27 protein-coding genes and 1 pseudogene are annotated in these 25,479 nt (G+C 71.2%); 16 read left to right on the plus strand and 12 right to left on the minus strand.

Annotated features, from left to right (window positions below):
- Positions 1–239 precede the first annotated feature (239 nt).
- Both AC067M_RS12175 and AC067M_RS12180 read left to right on the plus strand, forming a co-directional pair.
- Positions 240–1,337 (plus strand): glycoside hydrolase family 62 protein, encoded by a 1,098-nt coding sequence (locus AC067M_RS12175; RefSeq protein WP_478696921.1) that lies wholly within the window; start codon positions 240–242, stop codon positions 1,335–1,337.
- 102 nt (positions 1,338–1,439) lie between these two features.
- A complete protein-coding gene (locus tag AC067M_RS12180) occupies positions 1,440–2,708 on the plus strand; it encodes an extracellular catalytic domain type 1 short-chain-length polyhydroxyalkanoate depolymerase (protein ID WP_478697109.1) in 1,269 nt (422 codons plus the stop codon).
- A 418-nt stretch (positions 2,709–3,126) separates the two neighbouring features.
- Here the strand turns inward: AC067M_RS12180 and AC067M_RS12185 are convergent, their stop codons facing one another.
- Both AC067M_RS12185 and AC067M_RS12190 read right to left on the minus strand, forming a co-directional pair.
- A complete protein-coding gene (locus AC067M_RS12185) occupies positions 3,127–4,470 on the minus strand; it encodes an FAD-dependent oxidoreductase (protein ID WP_478696922.1) in 1,344 nt (447 codons plus the stop codon).
- 144 nt (positions 4,471–4,614) lie between these two features.
- Entirely contained in the window at positions 4,615–5,277 is a 663-nt protein-coding gene (locus AC067M_RS12190; RefSeq protein WP_478696923.1) for a DUF305 domain-containing protein, read from the minus strand.
- Positions 5,278–5,428: 151 nt separating this feature from the next.
- Between AC067M_RS12190 and AC067M_RS12195 the strand changes: the two genes are divergently transcribed.
- Positions 5,429–6,856 carry an LVIVD repeat-containing protein gene (locus tag AC067M_RS12195; protein WP_478696924.1) on the plus strand — a complete coding sequence of 476 codons (1,428 nt, stop codon included), beginning with the start codon at positions 5,429–5,431 and terminating at the stop codon, positions 6,854–6,856.
- Here the strand turns inward: AC067M_RS12195 and AC067M_RS12200 are convergent.
- From AC067M_RS12200 to AC067M_RS12220, 5 genes are all read right to left on the minus strand, one after another.
- Positions 6,844–7,521, minus strand: a complete 678-nt coding sequence (locus AC067M_RS12200) for a TetR/AcrR family transcriptional regulator (protein ID WP_478696925.1) — start codon at positions 7,519–7,521, stop codon at positions 6,844–6,846. The two genes, AC067M_RS12195 and AC067M_RS12200, sit on opposite strands and share 13 nt — an antisense overlap.
- Before the next feature lie 122 nt (positions 7,522–7,643).
- Positions 7,644–8,354: an HAD family hydrolase gene (locus tag AC067M_RS12205; protein ID WP_478696926.1), complete on the minus strand. Its 711-nt coding sequence runs from the start codon at positions 8,352–8,354 to the stop codon at positions 7,644–7,646.
- Between the two features lie 74 nt (positions 8,355–8,428).
- Positions 8,429–9,160: a phosphatase PAP2 family protein gene (locus tag AC067M_RS12210; RefSeq protein WP_478696927.1), complete on the minus strand. Its 732-nt coding sequence runs from the start codon at positions 9,158–9,160 to the stop codon at positions 8,429–8,431.
- Between the two features lie 78 nt (positions 9,161–9,238).
- Positions 9,239–10,174 (minus strand): M56 family metallopeptidase, encoded by a 936-nt coding sequence (locus tag AC067M_RS12215; protein WP_478696928.1) that lies wholly within the window; start codon positions 10,172–10,174, stop codon positions 9,239–9,241.
- A gap of 105 nt (positions 10,175–10,279) precedes the next feature.
- Complete coding sequence (locus AC067M_RS12220) at positions 10,280–10,834, minus strand: DUF5134 domain-containing protein (protein WP_478696929.1); 555 nt, start codon at positions 10,832–10,834, stop codon at positions 10,280–10,282.
- A 166-nt stretch (positions 10,835–11,000) separates the two neighbouring features.
- Between AC067M_RS12220 and AC067M_RS12225 the strand changes: the two genes are divergently transcribed.
- A complete protein-coding gene (locus tag AC067M_RS12225) occupies positions 11,001–12,665 on the plus strand; it encodes an FUSC family protein (RefSeq protein ID WP_478696930.1) in 1,665 nt (554 codons plus the stop codon).
- Entirely contained in the window at positions 12,662–13,195 is a 534-nt protein-coding gene (locus tag AC067M_RS12230; RefSeq protein ID WP_478696931.1) for a MarR family winged helix-turn-helix transcriptional regulator, read from the plus strand. The genes AC067M_RS12225 and AC067M_RS12230 overlap by 4 nt, the downstream gene beginning before the upstream one ends.
- A gap of 49 nt (positions 13,196–13,244) precedes the next feature.
- Here the strand turns inward: AC067M_RS12230 and AC067M_RS12235 are convergent.
- Positions 13,245–13,370 (minus strand): annotated as a pseudogene (locus tag AC067M_RS12235) (VOC family protein); the annotation flags it as partial.
- 386 nt (positions 13,371–13,756) lie between these two features.
- Here AC067M_RS12235 and AC067M_RS12240 point away from each other — a divergent pair.
- Positions 13,757–14,665 carry a GNAT family N-acetyltransferase gene (locus AC067M_RS12240; protein ID WP_478696932.1) on the plus strand — a complete coding sequence of 303 codons (909 nt, stop codon included), beginning with the start codon at positions 13,757–13,759 and terminating at the stop codon, positions 14,663–14,665.
- Positions 14,666–14,676: 11 nt separating this feature from the next.
- On the opposite strand, the gene AC067M_RS12245 is transcribed toward AC067M_RS12240, so the two are convergent.
- Positions 14,677–15,069 (minus strand): VOC family protein, encoded by a 393-nt coding sequence (locus tag AC067M_RS12245; protein ID WP_478696933.1) that lies wholly within the window; start codon positions 15,067–15,069, stop codon positions 14,677–14,679.
- Between the two features lie 82 nt (positions 15,070–15,151).
- Here AC067M_RS12245 and AC067M_RS12250 point away from each other — a divergent pair, with 82 nt between their 5' ends.
- Positions 15,152–15,718, plus strand: a complete 567-nt coding sequence (locus AC067M_RS12250; protein ID WP_478696934.1) for a GNAT family N-acetyltransferase — start codon at positions 15,152–15,154, stop codon at positions 15,716–15,718.
- A gap of 3 nt (positions 15,719–15,721) precedes the next feature.
- Here AC067M_RS12250 and AC067M_RS12255 read toward each other — a convergent pair whose 3' ends face one another.
- Entirely contained in the window at positions 15,722–16,405 is a 684-nt protein-coding gene (locus tag AC067M_RS12255; protein ID WP_478696935.1) for a glycerophosphodiester phosphodiesterase, read from the minus strand.
- Between the two features lie 368 nt (positions 16,406–16,773).
- Here AC067M_RS12255 and AC067M_RS12260 point away from each other — a divergent pair, with 368 nt between their 5' ends.
- The 6 genes from AC067M_RS12260 (at position 16,774) to AC067M_RS12285 (ending at position 21,829) form a co-directional block, all read left to right on the plus strand.
- Positions 16,774–18,171: a DUF6421 family protein gene (locus AC067M_RS12260; protein ID WP_478696936.1), complete on the plus strand. Its 1,398-nt coding sequence runs from the start codon at positions 16,774–16,776 to the stop codon at positions 18,169–18,171.
- A gap of 41 nt (positions 18,172–18,212) precedes the next feature.
- Positions 18,213–18,962 (plus strand): SDR family NAD(P)-dependent oxidoreductase, encoded by a 750-nt coding sequence (locus AC067M_RS12265; RefSeq protein ID WP_478696937.1) that lies wholly within the window; start codon positions 18,213–18,215, stop codon positions 18,960–18,962.
- The gene (locus AC067M_RS12270; protein WP_478696938.1) at positions 18,959–20,029 is read left to right on the plus strand and encodes a threonine aldolase family protein; all 1,071 of its coding nucleotides are present in this window, start codon (positions 18,959–18,961) and stop codon (positions 20,027–20,029) included. Before AC067M_RS12265 ends, AC067M_RS12270 begins: the two co-directional genes overlap by 4 nt.
- Before the next feature lie 88 nt (positions 20,030–20,117).
- Positions 20,118–20,690: a transglutaminase domain-containing protein gene (locus AC067M_RS12275; protein WP_478696939.1), complete on the plus strand. Its 573-nt coding sequence runs from the start codon at positions 20,118–20,120 to the stop codon at positions 20,688–20,690.
- A gap of 8 nt (positions 20,691–20,698) precedes the next feature.
- A complete protein-coding gene (locus AC067M_RS12280; protein ID WP_478696940.1) occupies positions 20,699–21,394 on the plus strand; it encodes a B3/B4 domain-containing protein in 696 nt (231 codons plus the stop codon).
- A 111-nt stretch (positions 21,395–21,505) separates the two neighbouring features.
- Positions 21,506–21,829, plus strand: coding sequence for a hypothetical protein (locus AC067M_RS12285; protein ID WP_478696941.1), 324 nt, complete (start codon positions 21,506–21,508; stop codon positions 21,827–21,829).
- 19 nt (positions 21,830–21,848) lie between these two features.
- Here AC067M_RS12285 and AC067M_RS12290 read toward each other — a convergent pair whose 3' ends face one another.
- Both AC067M_RS12290 and AC067M_RS12295 read right to left on the minus strand, forming a co-directional pair.
- Positions 21,849–22,577, minus strand: a complete 729-nt coding sequence (locus AC067M_RS12290; RefSeq protein ID WP_478696942.1) for a lysophospholipid acyltransferase family protein — start codon at positions 22,575–22,577, stop codon at positions 21,849–21,851.
- Between the two features lie 188 nt (positions 22,578–22,765).
- Positions 22,766–23,182: a DUF4395 domain-containing protein gene (locus tag AC067M_RS12295; protein WP_478696943.1), complete on the minus strand. Its 417-nt coding sequence runs from the start codon at positions 23,180–23,182 to the stop codon at positions 22,766–22,768.
- Positions 23,183–23,256: 74 nt separating this feature from the next.
- Here AC067M_RS12295 and AC067M_RS12300 point away from each other — a divergent pair, with 74 nt between their 5' ends.
- The 3 genes from AC067M_RS12300 to AC067M_RS12310 all read left to right on the plus strand — a co-directional run bounded on the left by AC067M_RS12300 (position 23,257) and on the right by AC067M_RS12310 (position 25,405).
- Entirely contained in the window at positions 23,257–23,670 is a 414-nt protein-coding gene (locus tag AC067M_RS12300) for a TlpA family protein disulfide reductase (protein WP_478697110.1), read from the plus strand.
- 217 nt (positions 23,671–23,887) lie between these two features.
- The gene (locus tag AC067M_RS12305; protein WP_478696944.1) at positions 23,888–24,397 is read left to right on the plus strand and encodes a flavin reductase family protein; all 510 of its coding nucleotides are present in this window, start codon (positions 23,888–23,890) and stop codon (positions 24,395–24,397) included.
- Positions 24,398–24,616: 219 nt separating this feature from the next.
- Complete coding sequence (locus tag AC067M_RS12310) at positions 24,617–25,405, plus strand: electron transfer flavoprotein subunit beta/FixA family protein (RefSeq protein WP_478696945.1); 789 nt, start codon at positions 24,617–24,619, stop codon at positions 25,403–25,405.
- Positions 25,406–25,479 lie beyond the last annotated feature (74 nt).

Here is a 25,479-nt window from a genome sequence, read left to right on the forward strand (position 1 = left end):
GCGTGCACTTCCCCGGGCTGTGGGGCTCCGCTGGACGATCCGTCGTGTGGGGGTGGGTCACACTGCTGAACGGAACGTAGGGGGCAAGCGCTTTCTAGTCAACGCTTTGCGCAGAAGACATTCGGTCAGCCCTGGTGAAGGGGAGAGGCTTTCCCCCGAGTGCCGTGGGAGCGCTTCCATGGCGGTCGTGTCCATGCCACCATGCGGCTGACGCTTCCCTTTCCGAGAAGGGCGGGTCGATGCCGACTCCGCGCACGCGCACGTTCGTCAGCGGCCTGGTGCTGCTTCTGGTGGCCGTCGCCTGCCTGGCCATGGCACCGGGCCCGGCGGCCGCCGGAGACGCGGAGGGAGATCGGGCCCGGCCGCTTCCGGAATCCTTCACCTGGAGCTCCAGCGGCCCGCTGATCAGCCCCAAGCCGGACGCGAACCACCCGATCGTCTCGGTCAAGGACCCCACGATCTTCCGGTACAAGAACCGTTGGCACGTCTACTACACGACGGCCGACACCGCAGGGGCGTGGAGCCTCGGACGCACCAGCTTCCGTGACTTCTCGCAGGCCGCGGCCGCCCCGCAGACCTTCATCGACGCCAACCCGAACATCGGCGACCGCTACGCCGCGGCACCCCAGGTGTTCTACTTCGCGCCGCAGAAGAAGTGGTACATGGTCTACCAGACCGGCCCGCCGTCGTACTCCACCACCGACGACCCCTCCCAGCCCCGGAGTTGGAGCGCGCCGAAGTACTTCTTCGACAGCGAGCCGCCCGTCGTCACGGAGAACAAGGGCAACGGCGGCTGGCTCGACTTCTGGACCATCTGCGACAAGACCGACTGCTACCTGTTCTTCTCGGACGACAACGGCCACCAGTACCGCTCCCGCACCACGCGCGCCGAGTTCCCGAACGGCTTCCGTGACACCACGGTCGTGCTCTCCGAACCCAACCGCTTCGACCTCTTCGAGGCGAGCAACGTCTACCGCCTCGGCAACAGCGGCACCTACCTGATGCTCGTCGAGGCCCTGGCCACCCAGTCCGACTGGCGGCGCTACTTCCGCGCCTGGACGGCCACCAGCCTGGGCGGCACCTGGACACCGCTGGCGGACACCGAGGCGGGCCCGTTCCTGCGCTCCACCAACGTGACCTTCGAGGGAGGCCGGCCCACCTGGACGGCCGACTTCAGTCATGGAGAGCTGATCCGGGACGGCGTCGACCAGACCCTCACGATCAACCCGTGCCGGTTCCGCTTCCTCCACCAGGGCATGGACCCCGGCGCGAGTGGCGACTACTCGCGACTCCCCTGGCGGCTGGGCCTGGTGACCCAGACGAACGCCACCTGCTGAACCGCGTACGACGTCCCCCGAGCCGCTACCGAGAAGGGACAGGACGTGTCCATCACCGCCCGCTCCACCCATCCGGCGACGAGATCGCCGCGTTCGGTGCTCATGGCGCTCCTCGCCGCACTGGTGCCGTTACTCGCAGCCACCGTCCTCGCCGCACCCACCGCCTCGGCCCGCACCGAGGCCTCCGCCGCGGTCCCCGCCGCGACGCTCACCGAGGTGACCGACTTCGGTACGAATCCCAGCAACCTCCAGATGTACCTGTACGTGCCGGCGAGCGTCACGGCGCGCCCGGCGGTCCTCGTGGCTGTGCACTACTGCACGGGCTCCGGCCCCGCGATGTACAACGGCACCGAGTACGCCCAACTGGCCGACCGCTACGGGTTCATCGTGGTCTATCCGTCCGTCACCCGCAGCAGCAAGTGCTTCGACGTCTCCTCGCCCCAGGCGCTCAAGCGCGGCGGCGGCAGCGACCCCGTGGGCATCAAGTCGATGATCGACTGGACCATTCGCACCTACTCCGCCGACACCAGCCGGATCTTCGTCACGGGCATCTCCTCCGGCGCGATGATGACCAACGTCCTGCTCGGCGACTACCCGGACGTGTTCGCGGCGGGCGCCGCCTTCTCGGGCGTACCGTTCGGCTGCTTCGCCACCACGAACGGCTCCGAGTGGAACAGCGAGTGCTCCGGCGGCAGCATCACCCACACCCCCCAGGAGTGGGGCAACCTGGTGCGCAACGCCTACCCCGGCTACACCGGCCCCCGGCCGCGGATGCAGGTGTGGCACGGCACGCAGGACGACGTCCTGCGGTATCCGAACTTCGGGGAGGAGATCAAGCAGTGGACCAACGTGCAGGGCGTCAGCCAGACCCCGGCCGCCACCGACACGCCCCAGTCCGGCTGGACCCGCACCCGCTACGGCGGCACAGGTGACCAGGCCCCCGTCGAAGCCATCAGCCTCCAGGGCGTCGGCCACAACCTGTACAGCAACGGAATGGGCGCCCGGGCCCTCAAGTTCTTCGGCCTCGACAGCACCGGCCCCGCGCCCCAGCCGCAGCCCGGCGGCTGCAAGGTGACGGCGTCCACCAGCCCCTGGAGCACCGGACTGACCGGATCCGTGACCCTCACCAACACGGGCACCACCGCGATCAACGGCTGGAAGCTGGGCTTCACCCTGCCCTCCGGCCAGACGATCACCAACGGCTGGGGCGCCACCTACAGCCCGGCCTCCGGCGTGGTGACGGCCACCAACGTGACGTACAACGGCACGATCGCGCCGAACGCGAGCGTCACCATCGGCTATCAGGCCGACCACACCGGCAACAGCGATGCACCGGGCGCGTTCACGCTCAACGGTGCTGCGTGCACGTAGAGTTGACCGCTCACCAACCGCGTGCGGCCCGCGCGGCCGCACGCGGAGATTCGCGAGCGGGTCAGCGGGCGGAGGGGTAGCTGGCGCTGACCATCGGCTCACTCGCGCTGGGCGCGTTCGCCGGGGCGCCGCTCGACAAGGCCATCGCCAGGGAGCGGGTGCGCGGGGGTCCTGCCGCCCGCCCCGCTGGGAACACCCGCCCGGGAAGGGCGGGGCAGGTCGACCACGTGACCCTGTGCCGCCACCTGGTCGACCTGCACCACCTGCACCGCCACGACGGCGTCTACCGGCGCCCGGCCGAGGACTCGGCGCAGGCGGGCTGATCGGCGGTCAGCCCGGTCAGCCCGGTCAGCCCGGTCCAGCCGGTCGGCAGGGGACGCCGGTCGTCGAACGCGAGCGGAAACGGCCGCCGATTTCGCTACGACACCGCTCCCCGCGCCGCCGCCAGCAGCGACTCCCAGTCCGGCAGCTTGACCACGCCACGCCCGAGCGAGGCCCCGAGCTCCGCCTCGGCCCGCTCGATGGCCAGCCAACCCGCCCACTCGACGGGCTCGATCCCCTCCGCGCGCAGCACCGCCACCGGATCTCCCGGCAGCTCCTCGCGTACGAGCGCTGGGGCGTCCGCCAGCAGCGACATCACCGTCTCCTTGGCGCACGGCCGGTTGGTGCCGATCACGCCCGTCGGGCCCCGCTTGATCCAGCCCGCCACGTACTCACCCGGCGCCACGACGCCCTCGCGCAGCACCCGCCCGGCCTGGTTCGGCACGATCCCGCGCCCCGCGTCGAACGGCAGCCCCTCCAGCGGAACCCCGCGATAGCCCACCGAACGCAGCACCAGCTGCGCCTCGACCTCCTCGTACCGGCCCGTGCCCGTCACCCCGCCCTGTCCGTCCGGCGCCGTCCGCTCGAAGCGCACCACGCCCACCCGGCCGCCTGCGGCGAGCAGTGCGACCGGGCGCAGGAAGAACCGCAGCCGGATCCGCCGCGGGGCACCCGTCCGGGGCCGTTCCGCCCACCCGCGCAGCACCTCCACATTGCGGCGCTGGGGAGCGGGCAGGCCGGAGGGGTCGGTGTACGCCGGGTCGAGGGCCAGCTCCGCCGGGTCCACGATCACGTCGGTGTCCGGCAACGCGCCCAGCTCACGTAGCTCCTTGGTGGTGAAGCGGGCCTGGGAGGGGCCGCGCCGACCCGCCATCTGGATCTCGGTCACCCGGCTCGCGGCCAGCGCGGTGAGCGCCGCCTGCGGCATGTCGGTGGGGCTCAGCTCCGTCGCGCCCCGGGCCAGCATGCGGGTGACGTCGACCGCGACGTTGCCCACGCCGATGACCACGGCCGAGCGCGCCTCCAGTACGAAACGGCCGGCCACGGCGTCCGGGTGCGCGCTGTACCAGGACACGAACTCCGTCGCCGAGAAGCTGCCCGGCAGGTCCTCGCCGGGGATCCCCAGGTGCCGGTCGGTCGCGGCGCCGACGCAGTACACGACCGCGTGGTACAGCTCCCGCAGCCGGTCGGCCGGCACTCCGCCGGCGCCGATGCGGACGCCGCCGAGGAACCGCACCCGCTCATGCTCCAGAACCGCGCGCAGGTTGTTCTGCAGCGACTTGATCTTCTCGTGGTCCGGCGCCACGCCGTAGCGGACCAGTCCGTACGGGCACGGCAGCCGGTCCAGGACGTCGACGAGCACCCCGGAGTCGTGCTCCACGAGGCTCTGGGCGGTGTAGACCCCGCTCGGCCCGGAGCCGACGACGGCGACACGCAGCACGGCGGAACCCCTTTTCTCGAGGGGCCCGGGGCCCCGAGGAAGCAGAGGAGATCGCTCTTGCGTCCAGCATTGCACCACCGGTGCCCCGTCGGCAGGGTGCCGCGCGGCACGCGCGCGTGCATACCGGTTTCGTGCGGAATGTGATCAGCCGATCATCGCCTGCATCCGGGTGATCTCGCTCGTCTGCTCCGCGACCACGTTGTCGGCCATCTCCCCGATCCGGAGGTTGTTGCCCTCCGCCTTGACCTCGACGGCCATGGTGATCGCCCCCTCGTGATGGCTGATCATCAAGGAGAGGAAGAGCTGGTCGAACGCCTTCCCACGGGCCGCGCGCAACTTCTCCAGCTGTGCCGCGGTCGCCATCCCGGGCATCGAGGCGTGCTCGTGGCCGCCACCGCCCGCGTCGGCCTCGGCTCCGTTGGTTTTGAGCCAGCTCTTCATGACCTCGATCTCCGGTCCTTGCGCGGCGGCGATCCGCGCGGCGAGCCGGCGCACACTTCCCGATTCGGCGTGATCCGGAGCGAGTTCGGTCATTTCCAGGGCCTGGGCGTGATGCTCGATCATCCGGCGTGCGTATGCGCGGTCCGTCGCGTTCGGGGTGTCGTCGTCCACGCGCCGGCCTGCGGCTTCCTTGGCGGACAGTGTGTGGTTCGCCTCGCCCGGGCCGCCGGGCACGAGGACCGAGGGCCCGCTCCGGGTGTCCGGCGTGGCGTCCGGACCGGAATCGCAGGACGTGAGCCCGAAAGCGGTCAGCGCGACGAGCGAGACCGTGCTGAGGGCGGCGCGTGACGCACGGCGTAAGAGCACAACGACCTCCTGGGAAAGGCGGGTTGAGGGCATCTCGTGCTTGCTCGAGGCGTATCGGACGCCAGGCCCTCTGTTGATCTGTGCATGACCAAGACGATACTTCGGAGGACCGTGAGCCGCTCCCGGACGAGCGGCTATTAGGGAGGACACAGTGACCCTGTTGAACCACCCCCGAACGCGGCACAGATCCCTGGGAGTCGTCGCCGCGGCGGCGGGACTCCTGGCCGCCCTGCTCAGTGCGGGCCCGGCGGGGGCGACGGTGGACGACGAGTTACCCGGTCAGGACGAGATCGTCCACTCCGCCAACGTCGAGCACCTCGCCAACATCCCCAAGGACGCCCTGCCCGGCACCAATTCCGACCTGGCCTTCCAGGGCGCATACGCCTTCGCCGGCAACTACGACGGCTTCCGCATCTTCGACATCAGCAACCCGAAGGCACCGCGGACGGTCTCCCAGGTGCTCTGCCCGGGAGCACAGAACGACATCTCCGTCTCCGGCGACCTGCTGTTCCTTTCCACCGACTCCTCCCGCAGCGACAGCAGTTGCAACAGCACCTCGCAGCCCGCGACCGAGAAGTCCTCGTGGGAGGGCATGAAGGTCTTCGACATCAGCGACAAGACCAACCCGAAGTACGTCGCCGCCGTCGAGACCGCCTGCGGCTCGCACACCCACACCCTGGTGCCCGAGCGAAAGAACGTCTACATCTACGTCTCCTCGTACGCGCCCAGCGCCGCCTACCCCGACTGCCAACCGCCGCACGACGGCATCTCGGTCATCAAGGTGCCGCGCAAGGCGCCCGAGAAGGCCGCGGTCGTCGGCTTCCCGGTGCTCTTCCCGGGCGAAGGCCCCGACGGCGGCGGCAACCCCGGTGGGCCCACCAACCCCGGTGTCTCCAAGACCACCGGCTGCCACGACATCACGGTCCTGCCCTCGAAGGACCTCGCCGCGGGCGCGTGCATGGGCGACGGCATCCTGTTCTCCCTCAAGGACCCCGAGCACCCGAAGGTCATCGACCGGGTGCAGGACAACGTCAACTTCTCGTTCTGGCACTCGGCGACCTTCAACCGGAAGGCCGACAAGGTGGTGTTCGTCGACGAGCTCGGCGGCGGCGGTGCGGCGACCTGCAACGAGGCGACGGGCCCCACCCGGGGCGCCGACGGGATCTACGACATCGTCGGCCGGGGCGACCACCGCAAGCTCGTCTTCCGCAGCTACTTCAAGATCCCCCGCCATCAGGCGGACACCGAGAACTGCGTGGCCCACAACGCCTCACTGATCCCGGTCAAGGGCAGGGACATCGTCGTGCAGGCCTGGTACCAGGGCGGCGTCTCCGTCTGGGACTTCACCGACTCCACCCGTCCGAAGGAGATCGCCTACTTCGAGCGGGGCCCGCTGTCCACCGACCGGCTCACGGGCGGCGGCTCCTGGTCGGCGTACTACTACAACGGCTACGTCTACTCGAACGACATGGCCAAGGGTTTCGACGTGCTGAAGATCCGTGACCGCCGCACGGACCCCGCGCAGAAGATCCGGCTGCGCGAGCTCAATGTGCAAACCCAGCCGGACTACTTCGACTGAGGGTCCGGTTCGCGGCCCGTCGCGAAGAACCGCGACAGATCCCTCTCGCACGCCTCGTCGGAGACCGCCCGGGTCTCCGGCGGGGCGCCGAGATCCCGGTCGAGGCGGTAGCGCGCGAACAGCTCGGCGCGCAGCGTCGTGATCGGCATGGGCGCGTTCGGCAGCACCATCGCGAATACGGAGCCCATGAGCAGGCTGCGCAGCATCGGATAGTCGTTGTCGACGTCCTGTGAACCGTGCCGGACGACGGTGTCCCGCAGCAGCTCGGCGAGGCGCTGCTGCTCCGGGCACTGCACGAATCCCTCGGCCTGCAGCAGCCCCGCCATGTGCTGGCGCATCAGCACCGTCCGGTCCCGGGCCAGCCCCAGGATCGCGTCGATGGCCCGCGCCATCCGCTCCCGGCCGTCCTCGGTGCGCGGTTCCCGCTCCAGCGCCTCCTCCAGCGTGCGGTGCATCAGACGGTGCACGGCCGACTGGACGAGCTGACGCTTGCCGGGAAAGTAGTACGACACCAGTCCGCGCGCCGAACCCGCCCGGTCCGCGATGTCACCGAGCGTGGTCGCGTCGTAGCCGCGCTCGCTGACCAGTTCGACGGCGGCCTGGAGCAGCCGCTCGCGGGAACGCCGTCGCAATTCTTCATTGACCGAGGCGCTGCGCGGGGACATCCTGGAACTCCTGTGTTGACTGGCTGCCAGCCAACTATACTCAGTGCGTCCCGGTCCACCCCTCTGTGCGGGGGGCCGGGTTGCCGTCCGTCCTGGGCGACGCGGGGGATCGTCCAGGACGGTCAGGCCTGCCCTCCGACGGGTCGTCCGACCAGGTCCAGCACCGGCCGCAGCCCGTCCGGCCGCTGTGCGACCGGCAGATGGTCCACGAAGTGAACCCCGCATCCCAGAGCCGCCGCGCCCCCGTCCGCCCGCCGGTCGTCGCCGACCATGAGCACCTCACGCGGGTCGACGTCGAGGGCCGTGCACGCGGCCGCGAACAGGCGCGTGTCGGGCTTGCGGATGCCGTGCTCGTAGGACAGCACGTATGTGTCGACGTAGGCGTCGAGGCCGTGCTCGCGGAAGACCGGGCGCAGGTCCCAGCCGATGTTGCTGACCACGCCGACACCGATCCCGCGCTCGCGCAACGTGCGCAGCACCTCTACGGCGTCGGGGTACGGGGACCAGGCGGTCGGCCTCATGTGGCGGTCGTAGAGCGTGTCGTGCAATCCGGGGTCGGGCAGCGGTACTTGCCGGGAGAGGCCCGTGTACGCGGCGCGGTGCAGCTCCGCGCTCTGGTCCCGGATCTCCCAGAGACCGGCGAGGTCCGCGGGCAGCCGCGCCGGGTTCGCCCCACCCGGCAGCGCGCCCGCGAGTTCCAGCGCCCGCGCCGTCTCGGCCAACTCCCCCGCGGGGAGCACGATCGCCGCCTCGGCCAGCGTGGCACGCAGCCAGGACTCGGTGGACTCGACGCGGAAGAGGGTTCCGGAGAAATCGAACAATACGGCGGTCATGGGGGTGATCCTAGGGAGTCACCTCCCACCACGCAGGGAAACCGCCGCCGCGGCACACGCGGACGAAGTACCCCTCACACGCCAGGGTGATCCCGGCCTCCGCGCCGGCGATGGGGGAGCTGGGCGTCGGTGTTCGGCGGGCGCCAGCGAGTGTGGGCCACCACCGCCGCGGCCACCAGCATCGCCCCCAGCAGCCAGCCGCCGACGACGTCCGAGGGCCAGTGCACGCCCAGCCACACGCGGGTCAGGCCCACGCCGATCACGGAGACGATCGCGACGGCCAGGGCCGTGACCCACAGGGCGCGGGCGGCGCCGTGGCGGTGGAGCAGCCAGACGAGGAGGCCGCACACCACCGTGGCGGTCAGGGCGTGTCCTGAGGGGTAGGCCGCGTAGTGGGCGGAGTCGACGGGGTCGGGCCAGACCGGGCGAGGGCGGTCGACGGCGGCCTTGAGCCCCTGCTGGATCAGCGTGCCCAGCGCGGCCGTGACCAGCAGCCAGACGCCCGTCCACCAGTCCCGCCGACGCCACATCAGCCACACCGCGACGACCGCGATGAGAATACGCATCGTCACCGGATCCCAGACCCAGTCGGTCAGGATACGGAACGCCCGGGTGGTGTCCGGATCGTCGACCGCCCAGCGGTGGGTCGTGCGGGAGATGTCGCCGTCGGTGGAGATCAGGGGGTGCCACTCGGCCGCGACCAGGATGAGCAGCAGTACCGAACAGACCGCCAGCACGATCGCCGAGCGGACGGCGGTGCGGGGGGCGGGCGGGCGGGGCGGGGAGTCGACGGTCGGGGAGTGCATGCTTCGATCCTCGCCGAACGGGGGGCCGAGAGGCCAACTCCGGGCGCGGGAACCTCAGGTTCCCTGCACTCCGGCCCCTCAGCCCAGCGCCCGCAGCCCCGGCACGAACGCCACCAGCACCGGGACCACCGGGACCAGCGACGCGGCCGCCGTCAGCCGCAGCCGCCGGGCCGCGGTGAGCCGGTCCGGGGCGGCGAGCAGCCGGTTCACCCGCTGCGGGACGTGGGCGTGCGAGGCGGGGCCCGGCCCGAACACACCCCGGCCCTCGTTGAGTTCCACCAGCGCCAACGCGGTCGTCACCCGGCCGAAGCGGCGGGAGGCCATGTCGTCGGCGGCGAGTTCGACCAGGCGGTGCATCTCGTCACGGAACGCGGCGAACACCGGAACCTGCGGGAAGCCGGTGGCCAGGGCGGCCGAGCAGTGCAACAGCCAGTCGTGCCGGGCCTGCGCGTGCCCCTGCTCGTGGGCGACGACGGCGTCCAGCTGGCGGCCCTTCAGGCGGCGCAACGCGGCCGTGGTGACGACGAGTCGGGGCGCCGCACCGGACAGCCACCAGGCGTCCGGCCGCTCGCCCTCCAACACGACCAGCCGACCGGTACCGGGCTCCTCACCCGGCAACAGCGGGGCACGCAGCAGCACTTCGTCCCGTTGCTGCCGACGCCGGGCCCGCGCCCGGACGATCTCACGGAGCAGCATCGCCGCGCTCCACACCCCGCCGCACGCGAGCGCCACTGCTGTGGCCGCCGCCCAGGGGCCGGTCGCGCCGAACGCGTAGGCCTCCACGACCCCTTGCGGCGCCGAGGCGAACACATGGCCGCGCACCGCCTGCCAGGCCGCCGCCGCGCTCAGCGTCATCGACAGCGCGCAGCACAGCAGCACCGCCGCCACCGCGCACTGCCAGACCCACAGCGCCACCACCGGTTCACGGTCCGGCCAGTCGGCCCGGGCGAGCAGGCGGGGGGCGACGACGGCGGTCAGGGCGCCGAGCATCAGCAGGAGCGCGGGGACCATCATGGTCAGCACCCTATGAGCGGCGGGCTACGGGCGGGTACGGCTTGTCACGGCAAAGTGACGCAGCCCACGTTTCTGGCCGGGGCGGTCACGTCACAAGGTCGGTCGCTACAGCGTCAACAGCATCGCCAGCATCCCGATCCCCATCGACAGTCTGCATGCCCGTGCCAGCTCCGGCCGGTCGCCCCAGCCGGCCGTCGCGCCGCCCCCGGCCACGGCCGCCACGGGCAGCAGCCGGACGCCGGAGAGCAGGACGTACCCGGCGAAGTACAGCAGCAACACGCCGGTCAGCAGTGGCACTCCGGCGCCGCCGTGACCGTGGCCGTGCCCCGACGCGGGGGAGCCCGCCATCACGACTGCCATGTAGACCATGGCCGCCGCGCCCACCAGGTGATGCAGATGGTGGGGGCCTGCCCGCGCCGCCCACAGGGCTCGCAGCGCGGCGCCGCCGAACACGGCCGCGTAGACGGGCCAGGTCCACGACGGAGGCGTGAACGCCGTCCCGGGTACGGACATCACGGCCATACCGAAGCCCATCAGCGCCTCGCCGCCCGCGGCCCGGCGCTGTTCCTCGACACTGCTGCGCATGCGCAGCAGGCAGTACACGCCGGTCGCCGCGCACAGCGCGACCAGCAGCCAGCCGGGCGAAGCCGGTCCGGGCACGCGCACCTCCCCGCTCCACGGTCGGTCACCGAAGGCGATGCCCGGGTCACGCGGCGCGCACTCGAGCGCATGGATGTACACGGGGAGCGTTGGGCGGAGCACGGCAGGTGAGAGGGAGGCACTGACTCGATGTTTCACGAGTAAAACACCTGCTAACGTGAGACGCATGAGCAGTGCACCCTCCCGACGTCTCCCGCTCGCCGGCGTGCTGCGCCTCGGCCGGCCCTCCGACATCTGGTTCAAGCCGGCCCTGAGCGTCGTCGCCGCGGTGGCGCCGGCGAACCTGATCCTGCTCGCGCTCGGGCGGCTCGACCTGGCGATGTACACGATGGCCGGATCCCTGTGCGCGCTGTACGCCCACCAACGCCCGTACGCCGCCCGGGCCCGCGCCCTGGCGTGGGTGGTGCTCGGCATGACCGCGGGCCTCGCCGTCGCCTTGGTCGCGGCCGCGCTCACCGGGAACGCCGTCGTGCTCGTCACCGTCGGCGCGCTCCTGGCCGCCGCGCAGAAGACGCTGTGCGACGCCACCCGCGTCGGCCCGCCGGGCAACGTGGTCCTGACCTTCGTCACCTCCGCAGCGCTGTTCGCACCGCAGACCCTCGACCAGGTCCCCGCCCACGTGGCACTGGCGCTCGCCACCGGTGTCTGGGCCTGGCTCATCGGCATGGCACCCGGGCTCCTGCGCCCGCACGGCCCCGAGCGCCGCGCCACCGCACACGCCCTGGACGCGACCGCCGCGTACGGGCAGGCGCGCGGCACCGGTGAGGGCGACGGCCACGCCAAGGCCCGGGCCGCCGCGGCCGCCGCCGTGCAGGCCGCCTGGCAGTCGCTGCTGTCGACCGGCGCGCACACCGCCACCCGCCGCGCCCTCGAACGCCTCGTCGTCCGGGCCGAGGTCGCGCTCGCCGCGCCCGCGGACTCGGACCCGGCGCGGTTGCGCGCGTGGGCGCGGGAGTTGCGGGGCACGGGCCGCGTCCCGAGGGTGGAGGAGGTGCCGGGTGAGGCGGACGAACTCCTCGGAGTGGACGCCGAACTCGGGGTCCCGGCCCGTCCGTTGTGGAGGCGGCTCGGCCCGCTCACCCCGATCGCCCTGCGCACCGCCCTCGGCTGTGCCCTTGCGGGATACGCCTCCCTCGCGCTCGGCGTCGGCCACCCCTACTGGGCGCTGGTCACCGCGGCTTCCCTCTACCAGGCCAACCTCGCCCTGACCTGGAGCCGGGCCGTCCAGCGAGTCGTCGGCAACCTCGTCGGCGTCCTCGTCTTCGCCGCCGTGGTCCCGCTCGCCCACCTCCACCAGACGGCGCTCGTCCTGTGCTGCCTCGCCTTCAACTTCGGCGCCGAGGCCCTGATCAGCCGCAACTACTGGCTCGGCACCGTCTGCGTGACCCCCATGGCGCTGCTCGTCACCGAGTTCGCCCGGTTCCAGGACTCCGGGCAACTGATCACCGAGCGGCTCGTGGACACCCTCGTCGGCGCCCTGGTCGGCTTCGTCGCCGCCGTCGCCGTCACCAACCGGCGTGCGGGCGACCGCCTCGAACAGGCGTTGACCGCCGTGGAGCGGGCCCGCGAGCACGCCGCCCGGCTGCTGGCGGAGCGGCAGCCCGCGCCCGGCGCCCTGGACTCCGCCCGCCGCGGCCTCGCCGCCGCACTCGTCGACCTGCGCGCCACGGCCGACGCGGCCTCGGGGGAGTGGTGGCAGCGTGCCCTGCCCCAGGAGGGGGTCGTGGCGGCCGAGCGCTCCGGACACCGTACGCTCGCCGCGACGGTACGCCGCCAGGGACTGCTCCCGGACCGGCGGACGAACACGACGACGGAGGGTGTACGGCCATGACGGCACCGAAGGCGGACACGACGACCGGACACGACACCGTCGCCGCCGTCGTCCGGCAGTGGCAGACCGTCCACCCCGGCCTCGACACCGGGCCCATGGAGATCATCGGCCGCGTCAACCGCTGCGCCGCCCTGCTCCAGCAGGCCGAGGACGCCCCGCTGCGCCGGGCCGGCCTCACCCGCCCCGAGTTCGACCTGCTCGGCGCCCTGCGCCGCACCGGGCACGAGCTGACGCCCGGCGAACTGGCCCGCGAGACCTTCTCCTCCGGGGCCGCCGTCACCAAGCGCCTCAAGCAGCTCACCGAGCGCGGACTGGTGGAGCGCCGCGGCGACACCCGCGACCGCCGCGTCGCCCACGTCCGCCTCACCGACGCCGGACGCGACCTCGTCGACGCGATCCTGCCCGAGCAGCTCGCCTACGAGACCGCCGTACTGTCCGGCCTCGACCCGGACCGGCACCACGAACTCGCAGGACTGCTGGGCGACTTGCTGGGCCAGCTGGAAGGGCGCCTGGGCGGCCTGCGCGCCTGACCGAAGCAGGGCCGGGAGCACCCCGGTCTCCCGGGCCCGGCCAGTCGACTCAGCCCTCGTCGCCGGCCCGGTACACGCCGAACACCGCCCCCTGCGGATCCCGCAGCACCGCGATCCCGGGCCCGTCGGTCACCGAGTTGGGCTCCGCGAGGGCGGTGCCGCCCGCGCCCTCAGCGGTGGCCGTCGTGGCGTCGATGACCCCTTCAGCACGTCAGAGCGTGTTGTGAAAGTCCCGGCTGCCCTGCGGCGCCCGGCACGCGCGCGCCGTGTTGTCGGGATCGCCTGCCTACGCCCAGCATGCGGGCAGGCCGCCTACTTCTGTCAGGACCTCCCTCCCCTCCCCTCCGGAAGGACCCTCCGCCGTGCGATCGCACGCACCGGACGCCGCAGGGCCCGCCCTTCGGGCGGACGACGGGACGTTCGGAACACGCCCCTGCCCCGGCCTGCGGCGGCGGCCATCCGGAAACCCTCTCGCGCGCGGTGCCGCCACCGACGTACGCTCGGCGCCGTACCGCATCGCGTGGCGGCCTCCTGACAACGTTCTTCGACCGGAGGTCCCGCATGCCCGAGGTGCGCCCCTTCCGCCGCGACGACCGCGACCAGCTCACCGAACTGGTCAACCTGCATGTCGCCGCGGTCGTCCCCGGCGTCTCCGTCTCCGTGAACACCGTGCTCAGCGACCTGGAGCGGCAGCCCGGCGAGTTCATCGTCGACCCGTGGGTGAGCGAGCGGGCGACGCTCGTCGCCGAACAGCGCGGCCATGTCGTCGCCGCTGCCCACCTGCTCCGCTACCGCGCCGACGGCGACGTGGGCGCGGACTACCGGGACGCGGGGGCGATCGACTGGTTCGTGTACCGGCCGCCCGCTTCGTTCGGGCCGGACTCCGAACGAGCGGCCGACCTGCTGATGAGCGCCTGCCTGGCCCGGCTGGCCCGCTGGCGGGTACGCGTCCGGTACGCCGACGGGGCACTGCCGGCGCCCGGCGTGTACGGGCTGCCCCGGCCGTGGCCGCACATCCGCACCGTCTACGAACGGGCCGGTTTCCGGCACACCGGGGACACGGAGGTGCTGCTCATCGCCCGGGTCGCCGATCTGCCGGTGCCGGAGCCCCGGCCGGGTGTCGTGGTCGAGCGCACGCTGGGGGAGTGCGGCACGCGCTTCACGGCGTACGACGACGACCGGGCCGTCGGCTTCGTCGAGGTCGACACGGCCCTGGCCCGCCCCGAACGCCAGACCCGCGCCGCCGGTCTCGCCGACCTCGGCAACCTCCACGTCGACCCGGCCCACCATGGCCGGGACTGGGAGCGACACCTGCTCTCCCACGCCGCCGACTGGCTCCGCCTGTGCTCCGCGGACCGCCTCCTCGCCTACGAGTCCGCGGCCGACGCCCCGGCGATCGACCGGCTGACCGACGCCGGCTTCAGGGAACTGACGCACACGGACCGGGGCTGGGAGCATCGGGCGGGGTGAGTTCGCCGGTCTCAGATTCCCGGCCGGTACCGCAACGGATGGTCGGCCGGGATCTCCACCAGCACGATCCGCGTCCCGTCCGGGTCCGCGATCCACATCTCGACCAACCCCCACGGCTCCTTCACCGGCGGCCGGAGGATCTCGACCCCCTTGGCCCGCAGCTCGTCGTGGGCCGCGTCCGCGTCCGCGACCTGGAGCCACAGCCGCACCGCCGGGGACGGCGGCGTCTGCGAGCGGCCCGAGATCTCGAGGAAACCTCCGCCGAGGAAGTAGACGGTGCCCCGATCCGCTCCCGTCCCGAACTCGCGGTGGACGGCGAGGCCCAACTGCTCGCCGTAGAACACACGGGACCGCTCGGGGTCGGCGGGACGGATCAAGGTCCGGCTGCTCAGTACATGCACCATGCACCCGGAGCGTAGTGGTGGCGCTACCCTCGTCGGTGCCAGGGACGTGCCCGAGACGTGCCCGAGAACCGGAGATTCGCCCATGGGGACCGCCGAGACCGCTGAGAGCGCCGATACCGCCGACGCCGGACTGACGTTCCGGGACGCCACCGATGCCGACGTGGACGCGCTGGTCGCGTTGATCGAGTCGGCGTACCGGGGCGACACCAGCCGGGCGGGGTGGACGACCGAGGCGGACATCCTGGACGGTCAGCGGACGGACCCCGAAGGGGTGCTGGCCGTCGTCAAGTCGCCCGACAGCCGGCTCTTGACGGTCGAGCGGGAGGGCAGGGTCATCGCCTGCTGCCAGCTCGAACACCGCGGTACCCACGCCTATTTCGGCATGTTCGCGGTCAGCCCCGCCCTGCAGGGTGCCGGCCTCGGCAAGGTGATCATCACGGAGGCGGAGCGGCAGGCCCGCGAGAGCTGGGGCGTCACGCAGATGCACATGACCGTGATCTCGGTGCGCGACGACCTCATCGCCTGGTACGAGCGGCGCGGTTACCGCCGTACGGGACGGATGACCCCGTTCCCGTACGGCGACGAGCGTTTCGGCATTCCACAGCGCGACGACCTGCAGTTCGAGCTGCTGGTCAAGGAACTCGTGTGAGCATCACGCGGTGAAGCGGCCCGTGCGCTTGATCTCCGGGTAGTCGGTCGTCGCGCCGTCCAGCTCCAGGGCCCGTACGAGCCGCAGGTGGTCCTGCGTGTTCACCACCCAGCCGATGATCCTCAGGTCCGCCTTGCGTGCCTTCTCGACGACCTCCAGGGTGAGCCGGCGGATGTTGAGGCAGACGGTCGCGGCGCCGACCGCCACGGCCCGGTCCACGATGTCGGTGCCGAAACGGCTGCCGATCAGTGCCGTGCGTACCCCGGGCACCAGGCGGGCGATCTCGGCGATCGCCTCGTCGTGGAAGGAGGACACCTCGACGCGGCCGACCAGGTCCCGCCCGATCATGACATCTGCCAGCGCCCGGGCCGCCTGCACGTCCTTGATCTCGGCCTGCAGCGGCGCCCGCACCGCGTCCAACACCTCCTCGAAGACCGGGACGCGCTCGCCGTGACCCGCGTCCAGGGCGCGCAGCTCGGAGAGGGTTTTCTCGGCGATCGGCCCCGTGCCGTCGGTCGTGCGGTCCACCTCGGTGTCGTGCATGACGACGAGGGCGCCGTCCTTGCTCAGGTGCAGATCGAGTTCGATGGCGTCGAGGCCGGCCTGCTGGGCGGCGACGAACGAACGGAGGGTGTTCTCGGGCTCGACACCCATGACTCCGCGGTGACCGATGGTAAGGAGATTCAAGGTTCGACTCGCTTTCCGTCGACGGCGGCTCGGCGCGCGCGGGGACCGGGCCTGAGCGGACGGCACCGTTCGCGCGACAGAGCCGCAGCCTAACGGCCGCGCCCCGTGATGAACCCGTGCCTGCGCGGGGCATCCGTGTGGCGTCCGGAGCGGGCCTGGCCGGTACCAGTCGTAGCCGTCACTCGGGGGCGGGCGAGTCCCGCCCTTGTTGACCATCAGCGGATTAAACCGCCGCCGCGATGGCGGACAGGAAAAAGTGCGGTGAAGATGGGGGCGGAGCAGGATAATTTCCCGGGCCTGCCCTTGCTGAAAGGAACCTCGTATGCATACGGTGTCTTGACGCTAGGTTCTCCTGTGGAGGATGGGACATGACGGAAATTCTTGTGCGGGTGGGTTCGGAGGAACAGGTTCCTCCCACGACCAGGGTCGTTGAGCACCCTGCGTGGCCCGTGCTCAAGGATGCCGTGGAGCAGATCCGGCCATGGCAGTCGAAGGACGGGTCGATCGACTTCGAGGCCGAGGGCGCCCCCGACCCGGCGGACGCCGAGCTCGCCGTCCGGCGTGTCGTGCACGCCGTCGAGGAGCTGTCCCCGCTGCTCCCGCACGACGCCGAGTACCACGCGGCGCTCGTGAAGGACCTGCACCGCTGGGCCGACGGCGGCTTCCGGGTGCCCGACTTCCTCGACTCCCTGCTGGCCTTCCAGCCCGCCGCCGACCGCCGGGACGGCCTGCAGCACCTGGTCGTCTTCCCGATGTACACGCAGAACGGCAACCCCGACCGCAACCTCGAGGCGGTCGTGCTGCGCATGGTCTGGCCCGAATGGCTGGCCGAGCTGGAGCGCACCCGCTACGACAACCCGCTGTTCTGCGGCATCAGCTTCGAGGACTTCACGGCCGGCTACGACACCAACTCCGCCGTCCTGTTCCCCGAGACCATCGCCGTGCGAGAGGCCCCCGAGCGCTTCACCTGGGGCGGCATCTTCTGCGACCGGGAGGCTGCCCGCTTCCGCCGCGTCACCGACGCCGCCGTCGACATCCTGGGCATGGAGCTGCCCGAGGACATCGCCGCCATGGTCCACGACCAGAAGCGCTGCGAGGAGGCCTTCGTCCTGTGGGACATGGTCCACGACCGCACCCACAGCCACGGCGACCTGCCGTTCGACCCGTTCATGATCAAGCAGCGCCAGCCGTTCTGGATGTACGGCCTGGAGGAACTGCGCTGCGATCTCACCGCCTTCAGGGAGGCCGTGAAGCTGGAGGCCGACGGCGTCCCGCAGGCCCGTGACGTGCAGTACGCGGTGCTCTTCGACCGTATGTTCCGCTTCCCGGTCACCGGCGAGCGCGTGCGCAACTACGACGGCCTCGGCGGCCAGCTCCTCTTCGCATACCTGCACAAGCACGACGTGTTGCGCTGGACCGACAACAAGCTGTTCATCGACTGGCAGCGGGCCCCGCAGGTCACCAACGAGCTGTGCGCCGAGATCGAGAAGCTCTACCGCGACGGCATCGACCGCCCCAAGCTCGTCCACTGGTTCGCCGGGTACGAGCTGGTCTCCACCTACCTCGCCCCGCACCCCGGCTCCACGTGGGCCAAGGGCCCGGACGCGCTGGACCTGAGCCAGCCGCCGCGCAAGCTCGTCGATGACGTGCTTCCGGACGAGTTTCCGCTGAGCATGTTCTATGAGGCACTGTCGAAGAAGCTGAAGAACGTGATCGCCTCTACCAGGGGCATCACCGCGGACAGCGCCGAGCGGGTCGCCGCGTGAGCGACCGCGGAACCGAGAACACTGCTCAGGAGGCGAGGAACATGGTGGGGAACGGGGCTCTCAGCGGTGCGGTGATCGCGGTGGCGGGCGCGGGCGGACCGGCGGGCCGGGCCGCGCTGCTGCGCCTGGCCGAGGCCGGGGCGACCGTCGTCGGGGCGGACAACGACCCCGAGCGGCTCGCGGAGGCCGTGGACGCGGCCCGTTACGCCTCCGGCGGCGCCAGCGTCACGGGCGAACCGGTCGACCTGCTCGACCTGCAGTCCACCCGCGACTGGGCCGCGCACATCGAGAGGGACTTCGGCCGTGTCGACGGTCTCGTCCACCTCGTCGGCGGCTGGCGCGGCAGTGAGACGTTCATCAAGACCAGTCTGGACGACTGGGACTTCCTCGAACTGCTGCTCATCCGCACCGTCCAGCACACGTCGCTGGCCTTCTACGACGCGCTGCAGCACAGCGACCGCGGGCGGTACGTGCTGATCAGCGCCGCCGGCGCGACGAATCCGACCGCGGGCAACGCCTCGTACGCCGCGGCCAAGGCCGCCGCCGAGGCCTGGACGCTGGCGCTGGCCGACGCGTTCCGCAAGGCCGGAGGCGCCGAGGGGCCGACGTCCGCGGCTGCCATCCTGGTGGTGAAGGCGCTGGTGCACGACGCGATGCGCGCGGAGCGCCCCAACGCGAAGTTCGCGGGCTTCACGGACGTCAACGACCTGGCCGAGGCCATCGCCGAAGTCTGGGAGAAGCCCGCCGCCGAAGTGAACGGAAACCGTCTGTGGCTGACCGAGAAGCCGTGAACCCCCCGAAGACCGACGCGCGTCGTCATCACGACCCGGAGGTCCGCGGTTTCGCCAGTGACAACTACGCCGGGGTCCACCCGGAGGTGCTCGCCGCCCTGGCCCTGGCCAACGGCGGGCACCAGGTCGCGTACGGCGAGGACGACTACACCGAGAACCTCCAGCGGATCATCCGCAGCCACTTCGGATCCACGGCGGAGGCGTTCCCGGTCTTCAACGGGACCGGCGCCAACGTCGTCGCGCTCCAGGCGGTCACCGACCGCTGGGGCGCGGTGATCTGCGCCGAGAGCGCACACGTCAACGTCGACGAGGGCGGCGCCCCCGAGCGCATGGGCGGCCTGAAGCTGCTCACCGTGCCCACCCCGGACGGCAAGCTCACCCCCGAACTGATCGACCGGCAGGCCTGGGGCTGGGAGGACGAACACCGTGCCATGCCACAGGTCGTCTCCATCACCCAGAGCACCGAGCTGGGCACCCTCTACACGCCCGACGAGATCCGCGCCATCTGCGAGCACGCCCACGCGCACGGCATGAAGGTCCACCTCGACGGCTCCCGGATAGCCAACGCGGCGGCCTCGCTGAACGTCCCCATGAGGACGTTCACCAACGCCGTCGGGGTCGACATCCTCTCCCTGGGCGGGACGAAGAACGGCGCGCTGCTGGGCGAGGCCGTCGTCGTCATCAACCAGGACGCCGTCAGCCACATGAAGCACCTGCGCAAGCTGTCCATGCAGCTCGCCTCCAAGATGCGCTTCGTGTCGGTGCAGCTGGAGGCCCTGCTCGCCAAGGACCTGTGGCTGCGCAACGCCCGCCACTCCAACGAGATGGCCCAGCGGCTGGCCGAGGGCGTGCGCGCGGTGCACGGCGTGGAGATCCTCTACCCGGTGCAGGCCAACGGCGTCTTCGCCCGCCTCCCGCACGACGTGAGCCTCCGCCTGCAGAAGCGGTTCCGGTTCTACTTCTGGGACGAGGCCGCGGGTGTCGTGCGCTGGATGTGCGCCTTCGACACGACGGAGGACGACGTGGACGCCTTCGTCGCGGCGCTCAAGGAGGAGATGGCCCGGTAGCGCCCGCCCGTGGAAGTTCATGCATAGATATGCGGTCTCTCGAAAAGTCATTGACTCTAGGGTGATCGCATTTCTATGCTCTGCGGGCATGGAGCTGATCCAGCAAACCCCGGACCTTTCGGCCTACTTGGCCGCTGACGACGTCATCGACCACGATCATCCGCACGTGCGGGCCACGGCCGCCCGGCTCGCGAAGGATGCTGACGACTCGTATGCCTATGCGCGGCTGGCGTTCGAGTTCGTGCGGGACACCATCCCGCACTCCCAGGATGTCGACGACCCGCGCGTCACCTGGCGCGCCTCCGACGTGCTGGAGCAGGGCACTGGCATCTGCTACGCCAAGGCGCACGCGCTCGCCGCCCTGCTGCGGGCCGAGGACATCCCGACCGCGCTGTGCTACCAGAGGCTCGAGGTGGTGCACGGGCTGGTCGCCGTGCGGTTCAACGGGGCCTGGCATCGGCAGGACCCGCGGGGCAACAAGCCGGGGGTGGACGCCCAGTTCTCACTGGAAGGTGAACGGTTGGCCTTCGCACCCGACCCGGAGTCCAATGAGATGGACTATCCAGTCTTGTACAATGAACCTCACCCGGCCGTCCTGAGCGTCCTCAAGGCCGCCCCTGACCGGCCGTACCTATGGCAGACCCTCCCCACCGCACTCTGAGGCAGACGATGACCCTCCCCCTGACCGTGTCCGACGAGGTGCGCGCCCTCGCCCCCGGCTTCACACACGTCGCCGTCGAGGCGCACGGACTCGTCAACGGACCCAGCACCGACGCCGGTTCCGCGCTCCTCGACGACGCCGCCCAACGGCTCGCCGTACGCCTGGACGGGCGCGCCCCGCACGAGGACCCGCACATGGCCGCCTGGCGCGAGGCCTACACGGCGTTCGGCGCGAAGCCGTCCCGTACACGCAACTCGGCCGAGGCGCTGGCCAAGCGGGCCCTGTCGGAGGGCGGGCTGCCCCGCATCAACCTCCTCGTCGACCTGTACAACGCCATCAGTGTGGCCCACCTGGTCCCCGTCGGCGGCGAGGACATCGACCGTATTCAGGGCGGCATGCGACTCGTGCGCGCGGTCGGTGACGAGGACTTCGTGACCGTCGCCGGCGGCGAGGAGGTCGTCGAACACCCCGACGCGGGCGAGGTGGTGTGGTGCGACGAGGCGGGCGTGACCTGTCGGCGCTGGAACTGGCGACAGGGCCCGCGCACCCGGCTCACCGAGGAGAGCGTCTCGGCCGTCTTCCTTCTTGAGGGCATGGCGCCGATGCCGGTCGCCGACCTCCGGACGGCCGCCGGCGAACTCGCCGAACTGCTGGAGAAGTTCAGCCCCGGAGCACGTATCGAGATCCGGGAGCCCGCCTCCTGAGGATGACTTCCACGCTCGCGACGTCCGAGAGGCGGGGCCGGCCTGACTGGAGCTCGCACGGGACGTGCCCGCCAGGCGCACGGTGGCGCTGGAGGACGTCTCGGTGCTGCGGTGGCGCCGGGACGCGGGCGAAGCAGCGGTCGTCCGCCTGGGGCCGCCCATGAGCGACGGCTGGTCGACAGCGACCGCCGGGGCGCCCTCGGCGGCATCCCGGCGGCGGGCTTCGCGGGCCGCTGGGGCTCGTCCCCGGAGGCGACCGACCGCGCGGCGGACGAGCTGTACCGACTCGCCGTGGACCGCGCGGAGGGCTTGCGGATACCGCGCGGCCTGGTCTCGCCATCGCGTCAGGAGGTCGTCGAGCGCGTCCTCATTGAGACGGACCGCCTGGACTGGCGCAGCCGACGCCCGGGCGCGAACCCCTCTGACTGGAGGTGAACCCCCAGGGTGACGCGGGTCAGCGTGCCTCGGCCGCGCGGACCTGTTCCGGCGTCGGCGCCGTGCCGCCCAGGTGGGCCGGCATCCACCACGTGTCGTTGGCGTCCTTGGGGCGCACCGGGTAGGCGCGCTGGGCGGCCTCCAGCAACTCCTGGACGCGCTCGCGCAACTGCCGGGTGAGTGCGCCCGCGTACTTGTCCTTGGAGGCCTCGATCGCCTCACCGACCCGGATGGTGACCGGGGTGTGACTGCGCTTGAAGTTACGCGGGTGCCCCTTGGTCCACAGCCGCTGGGTGCCCCACACCGCCATGGGGATCAGCGGGACGCCCGCCTCCTGGGCCATCCGCACGGCACCTGACTTGAAGCTCTTCAGGGTGAACGACTGCGAGATCGTGGCCTCCGGGAAGACCCCCACGATCTCGCCGGAGCGCAGCGAGTCGAGCGCGTGCTGGTAGGCCGTCTCGCCCTGGTTGCGGTCCACGGGGATGTGCTTCATCCCGCGCATCAGCGGACCCGAGATCTTGTGCCGGAAGACGGACTCCTTCGCCATGAAGCGAACGAGACGTTTCTGCGGGAGCGCCGCCAGGCCGTTGAAGATGAAGTCCAGGTAGCTGATGTGATTGCTCACCAGCACGGCGCCGCCCGAGCGCGGGATGTTCTCCGATCCCCTGCAGTCGATCTTGAGGTCCCACGCCTTGAACAACGTGACGGCGAGACCGACGACGGGGCGGTAGACGAGTTCTGCCATGGGCGGAGGTGGACCCTTCCTTCTCTCCGCCGGGGGACGGTTCCCGGCGAGAAAGTTACGCAGCCGTAGGTTTACGGCATCTCGCAGATCGTGCCCGAAGAACGGCCGGGTAGCCAGTCCTGGTGCCCGCGCGGCGCGAGATCCTCGTCACGTCGCCCCTTGATCCACCTCGGGGTTTGGGGCCCTCTTTACTCCGCGCGTACCGTTGCTCGCCGGACGAGCAGGTACATCTCGCACCCCAGGCAGTACCCGAACGCGGCGTTCAGGAAAGCGGCCGCCAACGCCGCCCCGGTGGCGGCGAGTCCCAGCCACTCGGGCCCCACCGCGAAGCCCACGAGGCCCACGCCCGCGAAGACAAGCCCCACCGCCTGCGCGAAACGCGGCGGTTCGGGCGCCTCGAACTCGGTCGGCGGCCCGATCCGGGGACGTACCACCTTCTTGAAGAGCCAGCCGTACGGCGAACGACCCACCCCGCCCGCGGCGCCGAGCGCGAACGCCAGCGTCTGCCAGGCGAGAAGCCAGGCGCTCCCGGTGATCAGCACGGCCGCGAGGACCACGGTCGTCACGGCCGCGCCGAAGCGCGGCCCCCTCGTATCGATGTCCATGGATCAAGCATCGCGTGGCTGAAACTGTTCGGGGAGTCGGGAATCTTTGCAGTCTCGTGAATGCTGACCCGATGATGACCGGACTCGTGGTGTGCGTGGCGGTGCTCGCGGCGGCGAGCGCCTTCGGAGTGCTGCATCGGCGACGGAGCGGGAGGGTGAAGGTGCGCGGGCGCGACGACGGAAAGCGACTGCAGGCCGCCGCGTGGGGCGGCGAACTGGGGGAGCGTGCCACGCTCGTGCAGTTCTCCAGCGCCTTCTGCGCGCCCTGCCGGGCCACCCGACGGATCCTCGGCGAGGTGGCCGACCTCGTTCCGGGTGTCACCCACGTCGAGATCGACGCCGAGGCGCACCTCGACCTCGTCCGTGAACTCGAGATCCTCAAGACGCCCACCGTGCTGGTCCTGGACGGCGACGGCCGGGTGGTGCGGCGCGCCACCGGCCAGCCCCGCAAGGCCGATGTGATCGCGGCGCTCGGGGAGGCGGTGTGAGGTCCGTGGCAGTGACCGTGAGGCATCTCCCAGATGCCGGGACGAACTTGACTGCACGGGCCATCGGTCATCAGCCTGGCCGTATGCCTACGGAACTCCTTCTCCCCGGGCGGGTCCGCGGTCGCCAGGCGCCCTCCGTCCGCCGCGCGACCGGGAGCTGTCCGGGCTGCTGAGCAGCCACGGACCCCGACGCCTCCTCACGCAGAAGGACAACTCCATGACGGCCACGCCCGGCCTGGGAACCTTTCAGCTCGCCTCTCCCGACCTCCTGCGCTCCGCCTTCCGGCGGCACGCGGCCGGAGTCGCCGTGATCACCGCGCGCGGCGAGAACGGCCCCGTCGGCTTCACCGCCACCTCGCTCACCTCCGTGTCGGCCGAGCCCCCGGTGATCTCGTTCGGCATCAGTACGGGTGCCTCCAGTTGGCCGGCGATATCGGGGGCCGACCATGTCGGCGTGCACGTGCTCGGTGAGCACCAGCGGGAACTGGCCGCCACGTTCGCCAGGAGCGGTGCCGACCGCTTCGGCGCTCCCACCGCCTGGAGCGAGGGCCCGGAGGGTGTGCCGGTCCTTGACGACGTCCTGGCCTGGCTGGTGTGCCGGGTCGTCTCGCGGGTGCCCGCCGGGGACCATCGCGTCGTACTGGCCGAGGTCGTCCTCGGCGATCCCACGGGCGCGGGTCGTCCGCTTCTGTACCACCAGGGCCGATTCACCGCGCTGCGGGATTGATCACGCGTCCGCTCTCCTGCGCGCCGGTCGAGTTCCGGTTACGCTGCGTTGCAAAGGTCACAGTTCAAAGCGCTTGCTTAGCGGGAACGAACTAGGTGTACTGGCGAGTAATATTTCGTGTCGGAGCGCGGGTCGCCCCGACCGGGATCGGCCGCTTGAGGCGCCTATGCTGCCTGCAAGCAGGCAGCCGAAACAAGACGATGCAGTAGGAGAGCCGGCGTGAGCTTGAGGATCGTTGTCACTGTGAAGTACGTGCCCGACGCCACTGGCGACCGGCACTTCGCCGATGACCTGACCGTCGACCGGGACGACGTGGACGGTCTGCTCTCCGAGCTCGACGAGTACGCGGTCGAGCAGGCGCTGCAGATCTCCGAGAACTCCGACGACGACGTGGAGATCACCGTCCTCACCGTGGGTCCCGAGGACGCCAAGGACGCCCTGCGCAAGGCGCTGTCCATGGGCGCCGACAAGGCGATCCACGTCGAGGACGACGACCTGCACGGCACCGACGCCATCGGCACCTCCCTGGTGCTGGCCAAGGCGATCGAGAAGGCCGGCTACGACCTGGTCGTCTCCGGCATGGCCTCCACCGACGGCACCATGGGCGTCCTGCCCGCGCTGGTCGCCGAGCGCCTGGGCGTGCCGCAGGTGACCCTGCTGTCCGAGGTCTCCGTCGAGGACGGCACGGTCAAGGGCCGCCGTGACGGCGACGCCGCCTCGGAGCAGCTGGAGGCCTCCCTGCCGGCCGTCGTGTCCGTCACCGACCAGTCGGGTGAGGCGCGTTACCCGTCCTTCAAGGGCATCATGGCCGCCAAGAAGAAGCCGGTGGAGTCCTGGGACCTGGAGGACCTCGAGATCGACGCCGAGGAGGTCGGCCTCGACGGCGCCCGCACCAAGGTCGACACCGCGGCCGAGCGCCCGGCCCGCACGGCCGGCACGATCGTCAAGGACGAGGGCGAGGGCGGCAAGCAGCTCGCTGAGTTCCTCGCGGGCCAGAAGTTCATCTGAGCCCCTAGGCCCTGTCCGGCGGATCAAGCCGCAGACGCGGGGTCCGGCACGCACATCTGCCGCGTTGTCATCGG

It is taken from the genome of Streptomyces sp. NPDC043427, assembly GCF_056436655.1.